The following is a 13768-nucleotide window of genomic DNA, read 5'->3' on the forward strand; positions in this document are numbered from 1 at the left end:
CACGGTAACATGGAATGAAGAGAAACGAGTAGTATGGTGAAAACGAAGGCACCCAAGATCAAGCTACCACCTGACCCTGAGAGTGAAAGTTGGAACAAACTGCCCTGGCGCAAGCTCGAGCAGCATGTTTACCGCCTACAAAAGCGCATCTTCAAAGCCGAGAGCCGTGGCAACACAAGAGCAGTCCACAAACTACAGAAACTTCTGATGAAATCCAGAGCGACAAGGCTTTTAGCGGTTCGACGAGTGACCCAAGACAACCAGGGAAAACGCACAGCAGGCATTGACGGAGTAAAATCAGTCAAACCGGCCCAGCGTTTCACTCTGGCTGAACAAATCCACCCCAAGCAATGGTCTCAATACAAACCCCAACCAGTGCGAAGGATCTATATTCCCAAGCCTGGAAAGGATGAGAAAAGACCCTTGGGGATTCCCATCATGCGAGATCGCTCGCACCAGTGCCTCGTAAAGTTCGCTTTAGAGCCACAATGGGAAGCCAAATTTGAACCCAATAGCTTTGGTTTCCGCCCTGGACGTTCCTGTCATGATGCAATTCAAACCATTCACACCAATATCTGCACACAGGCAAAGTATGTCCTGGATGCCGATATTAAAGGAGCATTTGATCATATTGATCATCAGGCACTTCTCGCCAAACTCGACACCTATCCCGCAGTAAGGCTGCTTGTGAAAGCTTGGCTCAAAGCGGGAATCATTGATAATGGCATATTTGACGAGACCCGGAAAGGAACCCCGCAGGGGGGAGTCATCTCACCATTACTTATGAATATCGCGCTTCATGGTATGGAAACGGACTTGATAGCGGTCTACCGGTGGAAGGAGGGACGACCCAAATTTGTCCGCTACGCCGATGATCTGGTGGTTTTCCATCCCAAGCTCGAAGGCGTCGAAAAAGCAAAAGAAATCCTTTCGGAATGGTTACAGCGCATTGGACTAGAACTCAAGCCGAGCAAGACACGGATCACGCACACCTTGATGGAATATCAGGGAAAAACGGGATTTGATTTCCTTGGTTTCACCATACGCCAGTATCCGATGGGGAAAACACACACCGGAAAGCGGCCTAATGGTCAACCACTTGGCTTCAAGACACTCATCAGACCCAGTAAGGAAGCGATTGCGCACCATGTGAAAGAAACGCATCGTCTGGTAGCAGAGCACCGGAGCATGAAACAGGAAAAGCTCATTAAAGAGTTGAACCCGGTCATTTACGGATGGGCAAACTACTACCGAAGCATCTGTGCAAGAAGGGCATTCAAGCACTGCGACATGGTACTTTTTCGACAACTGGAAAGATGGGCGAATCGCAGGCACCCAAACAAAAATCGACACTGGATTATGCAAAAGTATTGGAAAGTGGATGAAGGAAAGGGATGGATCTTCCGAACCCCCGACCTACAACTACGAAACCACCAACAAACATACATCCGGCGTCATGTAAAAGTGAAAGGAACTGCCAGCCCATATGACGGAAATCTTCTTTACTGGAGCCAGCGACTCAAGAAACACCCGCTTCTTAACGGAGTTAAAGCAAAACTTTTACAGAAGCAAGAGGGAAAATGCCGTTGGTGTGGACTGTACTTCAAAGATGAAGACCTCATAGAGATCGATCACATTACCCCGAAAAGTGAAGGAGGCGGAGAGGAATTGAGCAACAAGTTCGCTCTCCATCGTCATTGCCACGACGAGCGCCACTCGAAAAAGGCCAACGGTACCTACGACAAAGGCCATGTTACTGAGGAGCCGTGTGACGGGAAACTGTCAAGCACGGTTTTGAAGACGAGTAGGAGTGGTGACACTCATGCTTAGTTTTAACAACAAAGAACGCTCACGACTCCAAAGCCATCTGAGCAAGCACGAGCGCTTTACCTCCCCTCGCTTAGAACGCCTGACGAATAAGCGTACATGCAAGATCGACCACTACTTACATACGCAAAGCCATCGCATCATAGAACGGTTGGTCGAGGAAGGCATCGGAACGCTGGTCATTGGCAAAAATGATGGATGGAAGCAAGAAGCGAACATGGGGCGCAGGACCAATCAGCAGTTTGTGCAACTCCCCTTTGCGCGTTTTATTGACATGCTGATCTACAAGGCTGAGTTGGTTGGCATACGCGTCATCCCCCAAGAAGAAAGCCACACCAGCAAGTGCAGCTTTCTTGACCTTGAACCCATCTGCCATCATGAGCGCTATGTGGGCAAGCGAGTCAAACGAGGTTTGTTCCGTACGAACACGGGGAGGCACATCAATGCGGATGTGAATGGCAGTCTCAATATCATTCGAAAAGCAATCCCTGAATCCTTCGGGCAGGGGATAGAGGGCGTGGCAGTCCGTCCAGTAGGTGCTCCTACATACTGAGCAATGCTTGTCATTGTTTAGGTGAACTGTGACATAATACTTTCTTAGAAAGCACGCCGCCTGTGATGACATAACGCGCTTTCGCACATCCACTGCTTAGGAGCATCAAATGACGAATTCCCACTATACAGTCTATGTTGGCAGCTATGCCACTGCCGATGCAACCGGCATTCATGCCTTTACCTTTGACACGACAACTGGAGCATTGATGGCCAAAGGGTCCTCTGCTGGCATTGTGCATCCATCCTTTATTCTCGCTCACCCCAACCGGCGCTGGCTCTATGCGGTAAGCGAACAAAGTGAACAGGTAGATGGCAAGGCCGGCTCGGTCTGGGGGCTGGCACTGGACAATATCGGCGCGCAGGCGACTTCGCCCCTCTTGAACAGCCAGGCCAGTGGTGGCAACTGGCCCTGTCACCTGGCGCTGGATGCCAGCGGCAAGTGGCTGGTCGTATCCAACTATGGCAGCGGAACGGTCGCTGTCTTTCCCATTCAGGATGACGGCAGTCTTGGCGCAATGAGCGAGCATATCCAACACCATGGGAGCGGGCCAAATCCAGAGCGACAGGAGGGTCCACATGCGCACTCGGCGACCTTTACGCCTGATAACCGCTTTCTGATCGTGGCAGACCTGGGAATTGATCAGCTTGTCATCTATGCCTTTGATCCTGTTAAAGGAACTCTCAAAGCGCACGCACAGGTTCACGCCCGGCCTGGAGCCGGTCCTCGCCATATGGCTTTTCATCCCCAATATCCACAGCTCGCGGTCGCATGCGAATTAGACAACACCGTAGTCATCTACGACTACACCGTGGAAGACTGTCACCTCGAAGCACGCCAGGTACTCGAAACGCTACCGCCAGGCACCCCTGAGAGTGCGGTTGCCGATATTCACTTTGCCCCCTCAGGCGAATGGCTCTATGTCTCGAATCGAGGCCATAATAGTATCGCAGCTTTTGCCGTTGCCCCAGATGGAGAGTGGCCGCGCCTGGCAACTGCGCCCACGGGCGGCGATTGGCCGCGCAACTTCGCCATCACGCCCAACGGGCGGTTCTTGCTGGTCGCGAACCAGTATAGCGGCGAGATCACGGTCCTCCCCGTAGTAGAGAGCGAACAAGCCCTCGGAGAACCCGTGGTCAGAGTTGCCATTCCAGGGGCCTCGTGCATACAATTTGTGAGCAGAAAGAGCTAGATTATGCGAGTTTGGCCGATTTGTTGTAATATCTCCTGGTTAAAGTTGTGTCCAGCCCGCGATGGCGAGGGGACCCGAAAGATAGAGCATCGAGGTCTTATAAGTAGCAAACGTGGTGACAATGGTATTGGTTTCAGGTGACAGGATGCTCATGGTATTGGTCACGCTCCCGTTTGAGTAATTGCCGTCCGCGCTGGAGAGGTTGACCAGCCAATGTTCGGAGCGCGAGAGGTTGCCCAGGGCGTGTTATGGTCTAATCCTATATTGCACATTGTTCATGGGGAAGGCTCGCGTGAGACCTGAACCACTCTTTCTTCCTGATGGGCAGATCGAGCAAATGGGCACGTGTTAAAATGGGGAGAGGAAATCCAATATCCAGGAGATAGATAAGGAGATACAGAGCATGAATGATACTGAGTTCATTGAGCGCAATCAAAAAGTTGTCGAGGAATTTCGCGCTAATAGTGGAAAGGTCCCAGGTTGGGCACCTTTGATCCTCATTACAACAAAGGGGGCGAAATCAGGCCAGGAGCGTATCTATCCGTTAATGTCAGTTCCTTATGGGGATACCTATCTTGCGGTCGCCTCCAAGGGAGGCTCACCGAAGCATCCTCTATGGTATCACAATCTCATGGCACATTCCAATATCACGGTTGAGGTTGGAAGTGAGAAGTTTCCTGCCAGGGCCAGGTTGCTCAGTGGCGATGAGCGGGCGCAGGCCTTCGCGAAGGCAATCTCGGTCTTTCCCCCTTACGGCGAATATCAGAAGAAGACCGCCCGCGAGATCCCCGTTTTCCTGCTCGAGCGCATCTAATCGCAGCAAAAGCATGTTGAGAATACTTGCCACTATCCACTCGTGAAGGAAGGCATGGGCTTTTGCGCGATCTTTATACAAAGCCCATGCCTCCTCTTAAGCTCTTAGTCGTTCTGGGGAATGGCGCAATTGTCGCCTTCACAGACGCCCGCGTCCTGCGTGCTTCCGCTGAGATTGATAAGTGGATGGGACTCGGACCACGCCTTCATGAGCACCTCCGCAAATACCTGGCTCGGCTGCGCGCCGGAGACCCCATACTTCTCATCAATGGCGAAGAAAGGAACACCCTGAATGCCAAACATACTGCCACGCTGGAAGTCCGCCTTTACCTCGTCGGCATAGGCATCGCTCTCAAGCGCCCCCTGCAGCTCATCGGCATCGAGACCAATCTCGGTCCCCAGGCGCACAAGCTCATTAATGTCGGAGACCGCCGCGCCCTCGGTAAAGTGCGCTTTGAGCAAGCGCTCTTTGGCCTCATCCTGGAGGTTCTTGTGAGCCGCGAAATGGATCAGGCGGTGCGCGTCAAAGGTGTTGTCGTAGATGGCAGTGTCTAGATGATACTCCAGACCAGCTTCGGCGGCGACCTGTGTCACGCGCTCGTTCATAACCTTTACCTTCTCGGGTCCACCAAACTTCTTCGCGAGGGCCTCGCCTGTTGTTTGCTTCGAGTCGCGGGGGGCGTTGGGGTCAAGCTGATAGCTGCGCCAGATAATATCAACCTGCTCGCGCTGTGGAAACTCTGCCAGCGCGGCCTCAAAGTGTCGCTTCCCAATGTAGCACCAGGGGCAGGCAACATCGGACCAGATTTCAACCTTCATGGATGGTTCTCTCCCTTATTCTTGTGCGCGCCCCCGAATGTGAGCAGGGTGACGCGCTTCATAATAACATTGCTCTATAAATAGCGTACTCTGCCATATAAGAACAATCGCCAGCGAAAAAATCTTCCCCGAAGAACCTTCGTGCCTGCGGCACTCAGGAGTAAAGAAGGTGTGTGTGGGAAACGGCTTTGCCGTTTCCCACACACACCTTCTTTACTCCAAGGCTCGCTGCGCGAGCCGGGGCAAGAGCCAGAAGAAACTTGGCAGACAGCCCTTGAATACATACTGCAGTGTTTGCAAAAAAGCAAATCTGGGTCTATACTAATAATGTCCCAATAAAGAGACGCGTCAATATTGGAAGGCCGTCTTTGCTATGTGGTTTGCGCCAATGAAAGTTGCGCAAGAAACACCGCCAACAAAGATGCATTTCTCTGCAGTGTCTCTTAAACTTTCACGACTGAGAGAAATGAGTTAAAGCCGAGTGCTTACCAGATATCGGGCAGCATCTCGGCTTTAACATTTTTGGCAGGATTTCCCCATGTAGTAGACATCGCCATAATCACACGTTTCAAATCACCTTCAAGACCCCATCCCACATATAGACACATGTGATATCCGCAAATTGCAATTGTGCCTAGCATTTCGCACATGTAGAACAGCAAAAAATAGCAGGAGGAGATCTCAGCTATGGCAATCCTTCCCAATGGCAAACCCATCGATATGGATATGCTGGAAGTAGCAATAGAAGATAGCGACCTGAGTCATATGTATTACCTCAACAAGGTCACGGGCGAAGTGCTCTTCTGGTCAGAAGATGACGATGAGGAAGAGCAAGAAAAAATGGCGGCAGAGGTCGATGGAAGCAACGACTATGAGCGCATTGACCGTATCCCCTCCTCTGAGGCCTATCAATGGATGGCCGATTTCGTGGATGAGATAGTCGCACCCAAAGACGAACGTGCCGCCGAAAATTTAGCCATTGCTTTGAGTGGGAAAGGCGCGTTCAGGCGCTTTAAAGATGTGTTAGCGACAAGGGGAAGCAAGTGGCAGCAAGCCTGGTATGACTGGAGGGAGCAGCGGATCAACGAAGCAGTGGAGACATGGCTCAAGGACATATTTGAGCAGTAAAAGATTGTGCTGGATATGCATAGACATGTGTGATAGAATAGCCGAAATGGGGCAATAGAGCCAGAGATAGATAGAAGAGTTTGGAGCCAATGAATACGACTGAAGGTCTTCCCACTTCTCCCGCATTTAATATCACAGATCGCTTGCCGATCTTTAGCTATCTTGTCAGTTCCAATCGCATTCGCTGGTATCGCACAATTATGCGCACCTTCCTCCAACAGCATCGTGAGTTTTATAGCTATCAGCTCACGATACAGGAGATTCGTGACGCAGTCCGTGCCGCCTTCGATCCTGAATATACACTTGAACAATGCCAGAATGACCTGGTGGCACTGAAAGAGTGGGGCAATATAACGACCATCTACGACTCCAGTCGCGCCTCCTCTATCGCCAGCTTCCTCTCACCCGCCCTGCTCTACCAGGCCACGCCCGAGGCTATCGCCATCGAGACATTTCTCGATGAGCAACATCGTGCCAGCGCCGCCAGAGGTTCGCTGCGCCAGGGCGATCTTCCGCGCCTGTGGGCCTCTCTCCAGTCTATCGATGACGCCCTGCAAAGCTCTGGCCTGGATCTGGACTCAACCCGTGGACGCGAGCTCGCAGAGGAATGGCAACGCGCCTTTGAGGTCTGGAACACGATGGCACGCGAGGCCGCGCAATATCTTGCGACGATGATCAGTGCCGCTCAACAGGCTCGCCCTGACCTGGAAGCATTTCAGCTCTATAAGTCGGCGGTTGTCGCCTACGTGCATGGCTTTGCTCAGGCCTTAACCCAATATAGCAGACGCATCCGCGAGCAGCTCTCTATGTGGAGAGCAACGGGTAAACAATCAGCACTGATCGATATTGTTGCCCGCTACCTTGAGCCGCCCACGCCGACCGCCGAGAGCAGGCGTGCCCCCGAAGAGTTGCGGCAGGAGGCCAGCAACCAGGTCGAGGCCTTGCAAAACTGGTTCGCCGAGGGGAAGAACGCCGATTCCTTCCGCCGCAACGCCCTCGCCGAGGTTGATAAGGTCGTGCGGCGCGCTTCGACACTGGCTGCAAGCGCTCGTCCCAACGCCAACTACGCCACGCACCTGGATACACTGGCACGACATTTGCTCACGACCCGCGATGGCGAGACAGCCCAGCAATTGTTCTCTGTCGCCTTCGCCAATCACCTGCCAGTCCACCTGCCTGAGAGCTTCGCTGGTGACCCAAGCGCGACCTATGATTCCCAGCAGCCCAACGTCTGGCAAGAGGCTCCTGCCGTGACCCTCTACTTGCGGCCGGTGAATCGCAGCTTTCGCGGCAATCCAGCCCTGGAAGATCCCATCATCGATAACCAGACCATTATCCGTGATCTCGTGATACAGCATGAGACACGGCTACAAGAACAGCGAGCACGCATTGCCCATCTCTTCGCCACCGATACACTGGACCTTGGCGCGCTTACCCATGTGAGCGTGGATGACCGCACTGTGCTCACCGAGATCATTGATGCCTGCCAGGGGCATACCTCCCATCAGTATCGCGCCCTCGATAGCTCCATCATTACACTATTGAATCCAGACGAGCGGATCTACACGCTTCTCCACGCCGACGATGGTACCCTGTTCCTCCCACGCTATCGTCTGTCACGCCAACAAGCAAGTGTACTGCAGGCGCAGAGAAAGCTGGTATAAAGCAAGCACCCACACAGGATAGAGAGCATGCAAGAGACTGAAGTTCAGCAAGACATCCCGATAGGCGAAGGCATAGAGCCAGCCCAGGGAGAACAACACCCCGCCAACGTGGTAAATCACCGCATTCGCCGGGCAACCATGACGGCGGATCTGCTCAAGGCACACGTGACGTTGATGGAGAAAGAGGTTATTCACTCCCATCAAGGCGACCTGTTCCGCCTGGTACAACATCACTACTATACCTTGCAGGCATGGCATGATCAGCATACAGGCTGGCGCATTCAGCGCAATAGCAGTGTGATCCGCCTGGAGCGCCATCTCAACGCCCTCACTCCTGGCTATCTCTACGAACGGCTGAAGGAGCCAAAGGATTTTGCTTGCTTAACCTGGCTGCTCTGGTACTCGGAGAACCGGCAATTGACGGGTCGCGGCAATGAGCTACAATTTCTGCTTTCGCAACTGGCCGAGCAGGTTCAGGAACAGTCGGCTCTCGGGCTCGATGGTGAAGAGCCATTCGATTTTCGCAGGACAGCCGACCGTTATAGCATGCAGCGCGCGCTCCACTACCTGGAGGAGCTGGGAGGACTACAACTCGTCGATGGACAGACACGGGAATGGGTGGAGCAGGCCGGAAATGCCGATGTCCTGTACGAGTTTACGCCTGTGGCACGCTCACTGGTGGCCGCGCTCAATCCACAGACCGTTGAGAGCACGGCAGCACACCTGTCCGATCCAGCTACGGCGCTCCAACCAGCCTTACTCACGGATATGACAAGGTCGCCCGCCCTCGTACGCGCCTGGCGGACACTTCTGCTCGGCCCCACGCTCTTCCGCTTCGATGACCCCTCCGCCTTCGCCGAGCTGCTTACGCACGCCGACAGCGTTGCCAATGAGCTTCTTGATACCTTTGGCTGGCTGCTGGATATCCAGCGTGATTATGCCTGTGTCGTACGCGCGAGTGGCATGGCCCTGGGGCCTATCGCCCCCTTTTCCCTCTATGGCACCAATGATCAGATTACGCTCCTGCTCTGCCAGGCTATCCGCAAGCAGGTCGAGATCAGCGCGTGGTCCCCGCCCGATGCCTTTGGTTGCCTGCATGTCTCCGTCGAAGATATGAGCGCGCTCCTGTATAGTGTACGCGAACAATGTGGCGAGAACTGGGGCAACGAGGCTCGCAGCAAAAGCTCACGCGTGCTACTGCAAGATGTGTACAAGAAGATGCGCCAGGTCGGCCTGCTACGCGGCCCCGACGAGGAAGGGCAACTGCTTATCCTGCCAACCGCCGCCCGCTATGCCGCCACCTATGAGAAGCCAGGCCCAGAGGCCACGACAAGCACTCGCGGGCGCGCAAAAGCCAGCTCGAAGCGCGCCCAAAAAACACGTTCCACGACCCTACCCGGATTGGAGTAAGAGAAGAGAGATTTATGCAAGAAACATTCGACCAGCTCACCGAATGGACAGCGACGCTCGATGAGAACTCGGAAGATGCGCTTACAAACCAGGTCACACGCTTTGTCGAGACCCTCCAGGCACAAGCAGGCGGTCCCGAGGGCTATCGCTTGCGCCGCATCATCCTGACCAATTTCTGGCTCTATGGACGCCAGGAATTTGAAGTCCCGCATGGTCGCCTCTTTCTGGCGGGCGAAAATGCCAGCGGCAAATCCACAGTGCTGACCGCCGCGCTCCCGCTCGCGCTTGAGGGCGACCTGCGCCCCAACCGCCTCGATACCTTTGGTGGTCGCGAACGCCGCATCGAATACTATGTACTTGGCGACAGCAATTCAGCCACCCCCTACCAGCACGAGCGCCGCACCGCCTATATCGCCCTGGAATTTGAATGGTGCGATAACGATAGACCACCCATCGCCGACGAACTACGCCAACGCTGGGAGAACGGTGACCGGACAAGCACACGCTTCCTCACCATCGGCTTGAGCATCTCTGGCAACGCCAACACCACCGAGCGCATTCGCGCACTGCGCTTCCTGATTACCGATGGCTCACGCCTCGGCTACGAGCTCGATACTATCTATGACACGAAAAATAAAGGCGAGAAGCGCGCCTATGACCACCTGCGCTTCAAACAACTGCTCGAAGGGCATGGCATCATCTGCGAGACGCAGGCTGAATACGAGCGCCAGGTCGCCCGCTACCTCTTCGGCTTTCACGATAGCAAGGATTTCGAGAAGCTGATCAATCTCCTGCTCATCCTGCGCCGCCCAAATCTGAGCACCGAGCTCAACTTCTCGCGCGTCCACGACTATCTAAAAATGTCGCTGCGCAAGATCTCCAGCGAAACCACTTCGCGCGTCATCGGTACCATCGAACGCATCGACTCCATCCAGAGCGAGATTGAGCGCGTCCAGCAATCCTATGACGCCGCCGAGCGCCTTCACCGCTCGCTTCAGCATCTCGCCAGCGTCCGCGCACAACTGGCGGCCTGCGAATATGAGGGGGCACAGTTAGTCGAGGACGCGGCCCAGAGCCGGGCGAGCAACCTTCGTCGCTCCCTGGAACGCGCCGATAAAGAGCGCACGGAGGCCAGGCAGCGTTCACAATTGCTACAAGAGGAGCAGCAACAAATCCACGGGCAGATCAGGGCGCTAGAAGCAAGCGAAGGTCTCCAGGTGGCAACCCAGCTTGCCGCGGTACGCCAGCGCGTCCAGGCCGCGACCGCACAGATGAACCTGCAACAACAGAGCCTCGACGCCGCGCGCCATGCCAGCAACGCCAGCGAACAAAGCGTCCAACGCCAGCAGACACGCTTCAGCCGGATGAAGGATGAGAGCGCGGCCCAGTTGCGTACACTGCATACCCTCGCCGCCGAGAAGGCGCTCTGGGAGGCTGCCGCGATCCAAATCGAGAGCGCTATCGCGCAGGTGAAGGCCTTTGCAACAAATGCATCCTTCGCGCCCGAAATTCCCTCCGGCGTGACCACGCTTCTCGGCGCAACTGCCGAGGAACGTATAGCCTGGCTCCAGCGCCTTGAAGCCCTGCACCAGCAACGCACACAACTGGATAACAAAGTGCAGAACGCACGTCAGCTTGAGACGACACGCTTTCAAGAGCTTGACGAGGTACGCAGCCATCTCCAGGCGCTCCACGACAGCTCCCGCCAGGCACAACAGCAGGTTGAGCAGGCCCTTGAGACGTTCAAGCTTAATGATGACACAGCTTCAGTAGCAACATTCCCAGCAGATGAGATAGAGCTCCTCCTGGAGAGCGATGAGGCTCAGGAAGGCACGCTGGTCGAGCGCTTCGCGGCCCTGCTCAGCGGCTACCACCAGACCATCGCACGCCTTGAGCGCGAGATGAGTGAGGCCGCCGCCGAGGTACAGGACGAGATGCACGAATTGCACCTCCTCATCGGCGGCAAGACACACGAACGCCAGGTGCTAAAAGAGCTGTATGAGCGTAAAAAGGCTGAACCAGAATACCAGCCAGAGCACGCAGAGAGGCATATACGCGCCCGCACCCGGCTAGCGGAACAGGGCATCACCGCCCTCCCGCTCTACACCCTGCTCGACTTCGCCCCCGGCAGCGACGAACAGGAAACGGGACGTATCGAGTCCGCGTTAGAGGACGCGGGCCTGCTCAATGCGCTCGTCGTCCAGCCTTCCCAGCAAGACGCCGCCGCCACGCTCCTTGCCAGCGAAGACCTCAGCGATTGCTGGCTCGATCTCAGGCGCTTGCAGCCGCGCACACACGCATCGCAGACAAGAGGTATTCTGTGTTTTGACACCGCTCTCCAGGCGCCTACTGGACAGTGGGAAACGCTCACCGCAGACATCATCGCCACGCTGCATTCCAGTGATATATACGGCATGGAGAGCAGCGGCCAGTGGATACATGGGTTGCTGAGTGGCCACGCCGGTCCAGGCCAGGCTCGCTACATCGGGCGCAAGACACGCCTGCGTACACGGCAGCGCGAGCTGGAAACGTTGGAGAGCCAGCAGGCCCAGCTCGAAGAGGAGTTTCAATGGTTCACCAACCGCCTCTTCGCCTATGAGCAACAGCTTGAGCAGGTACAGGAGAAGCAAACGCAGTTACGCAAGGTACTCCCCCAGAGTGGCCTGGAAGAGGTTTACCTTGAACTCGTGCAGACCCAGAAGACACTCAACACAGCCAGAGACCGGTATCAGAAGGCACGCCAGCACACACAAGAGGCGCGGCAAAGTTATAACACCATCACCGCGCAGCTTGAGCGCGAGAGCCAGGGCGTTTCGGCACTCGCCAGCGATGCTGGCCGCGTCCAGGCCACGCTCTTCAGCGTTATTGAACTCAAAAACCAGGCCAACTCGCTGCAAACACACTTCCAGAGCCTCGCCCATAGCTGGGAAGAATACCAGCGGGCCAGCGCAACCCTGGAACAGGCTCAGGCGAACGAGGTCAATAGCACACACTTATATGAGCATGTACACCAACAGATGCTCCAGGCCCGTGCTGAGATGGAAGAGTTTCAGCGTGTGGCCTCGCTCGCGAATGCCGAGGAACTTAGCGAACGACTACGCGTGTTGCGTGAGCGCGATGACAGCCTCACCGGTGAGCTTGATGAGGCCCGGCAAAAACACACCCGTGCCGACGAGCGCTATCAGAATCTCGCAGGCAACCTCGTAGAGATCGAGGCCCACTTGCAGGAGGCCCAGGAAGAGTGTGTACAGAGACAGGCCCGCTTCCTTGAGCTCCTGACAGCCTACCCGGTAGAGGCGCTGTTAGCCGCCAGCCAGACTGAAGCGCTGGCCGCCGCGCACCATCTGCTCGATGGCGCGCTCTCCGAGAGCGAGGTTCCACAACGCAAAGAGCGACTCGAAAACGCGTACCGGGATGCCTATAACGACCTGGCGCGGAGATTCAATCAAGAGCAATCGCAACTCCTCGAATATGGACCAGACCTCGACAGGCAGGGGCGTGTGCATTTCCTCCATGAGAACCAAAGCCGCCCTATCGAACTACTGAAGATCCTGAGCGAGCGCATTGAGATGCAGAGAACCCTGCTCGATGAGCAGGAGCGCCAACTCTTCGAGGACTTCTTGCTACAAGAGATCGCCGAGGCCATCCGCATGCATATTCTGGAGGCCGAGGAATGGGTGCAGCAAATTAACACTGTGCTCAGCAACCTGCCTATGATTGGCGAGCACTACGCCCTGCAATGGAAGCCGCCCGCCGAGTACGACCAGACGCGCCTGGGCAGCCAGCTCGCACAACAGCATCGCCTCCTGCGCAAGCCAGCCCAGGCCCTCACCGACGAGGAGGGCGACACCTTGATGAACGCATTCCGCCGCGAGATAGAGGCGGTTCGCCTGCGCCAGCAAGAGTCTCCCGATCTAAACTTTATGGAGGCCCTGGAGCAGATCTTCGATTATCGCGAGTGGTTCCACTTCGACGTCTGGGTGACGCCCATTGGGGGCCAGCGCCAACGCCTGACGGACCGCCTGGCAGGCACACGTAGCGGTGCCGAACAGCTCTTCGCGCTCTATGTGCCGCTCTTCGCCGCGCTGGGCGCGCTCTATGGCAGCGCCAGCCCTGGCGCCCCTCGCCTCCTCGCGCTCGACGAGGCCTTTGATAAAGTAAGTGCCAGCAACACCCAGCGCATCATGGAGTTCCTGGTAGCGCAGGGCTTCCAGTGGATCATGACTGGCCCACAGGTCAGTGGCGCTGGCTCCAAAATTCCCGCCAGCGCGCGCTACCTGATGATTCACGACAAAGGCTCAGCGATAGCCACAGCCTCCGCCTCATTCTGGAGTGATAAAACAGGCATGCAGGCTGAATAAA

General features: G+C 55.6%; 9 protein-coding genes. 8 read left to right on the forward strand and 1 reads right to left on the reverse strand.

Annotated features, from left to right (window positions below):
* The first annotated feature begins 33 nt into the window (after window positions 1-33).
* From ltrA to KRAC_RS19255, 4 genes are all read left to right on the forward strand, one after another.
* On the forward strand, window positions 34-1830 hold the full coding sequence (gene ltrA / locus KRAC_RS19240; RefSeq protein WP_007909860.1) for a group II intron reverse transcriptase/maturase: 1797 nt from the start codon (window positions 34-36) through the stop codon (window positions 1828-1830).
* Window positions 1823-2380 (forward strand): RNA-guided endonuclease InsQ/TnpB family protein, encoded by a 558-nt coding sequence (locus tag KRAC_RS19245; protein ID WP_052568411.1) that lies wholly within the window; start codon window positions 1823-1825, stop codon window positions 2378-2380. The genes ltrA and KRAC_RS19245 overlap by 8 nt, the downstream gene beginning before the upstream one ends.
* Window positions 2381-2489: 109 nt before the next feature.
* Complete coding sequence (locus KRAC_RS19250) at window positions 2490-3572, forward strand: lactonase family protein (protein WP_007909861.1); 1083 nt, start codon at window positions 2490-2492, stop codon at window positions 3570-3572.
* A 403-nt stretch (window positions 3573-3975) separates the two neighbouring features.
* Window positions 3976-4386 carry a nitroreductase family deazaflavin-dependent oxidoreductase gene (locus KRAC_RS19255; RefSeq protein WP_007909863.1) on the forward strand — a complete coding sequence of 137 codons (411 nt, stop codon included), beginning with the start codon at window positions 3976-3978 and terminating at the stop codon, window positions 4384-4386.
* A 104-nt stretch (window positions 4387-4490) separates the two neighbouring features.
* Here KRAC_RS19255 and KRAC_RS19260 read toward each other — a convergent pair whose 3' ends face one another.
* Entirely contained in the window at window positions 4491-5204 is a 714-nt protein-coding gene (locus KRAC_RS19260) for a DsbA family oxidoreductase (protein WP_007909864.1), read from the reverse strand.
* A 687-nt stretch (window positions 5205-5891) separates the two neighbouring features.
* On the opposite strand from KRAC_RS19260, the gene KRAC_RS19265 reads away from it, so the two are divergent.
* From KRAC_RS19265 to KRAC_RS19280, 4 genes are all read left to right on the forward strand, one after another.
* A complete protein-coding gene (locus KRAC_RS19265; protein WP_007909865.1) occupies window positions 5892-6332 on the forward strand; it encodes a UPF0158 family protein in 441 nt (146 codons plus the stop codon).
* Window positions 6333-6421: 89 nt separating this feature from the next.
* Window positions 6422-7996, forward strand: coding sequence for a DUF2397 domain-containing protein (locus KRAC_RS19270; protein WP_007909866.1), 1575 nt, complete (start codon window positions 6422-6424; stop codon window positions 7994-7996).
* Between the two features lie 27 nt (window positions 7997-8023).
* A complete protein-coding gene (locus KRAC_RS19275; protein ID WP_007909867.1) occupies window positions 8024-9406 on the forward strand; it encodes a TIGR02678 family protein in 1383 nt (460 codons plus the stop codon).
* Window positions 9407-9420: 14 nt separating this feature from the next.
* Window positions 9421-13767, forward strand: coding sequence for a TIGR02680 family protein (locus KRAC_RS19280; protein ID WP_007909868.1), 4347 nt, complete (start codon window positions 9421-9423; stop codon window positions 13765-13767).
* Window position 13768 lies beyond the last annotated feature (1 nt).

This window comes from Ktedonobacter racemifer DSM 44963, assembly GCF_000178855.1.
GTDB lineage: Bacteria > Chloroflexota > Ktedonobacteria > Ktedonobacterales > Ktedonobacteraceae > Ktedonobacter > Ktedonobacter racemifer.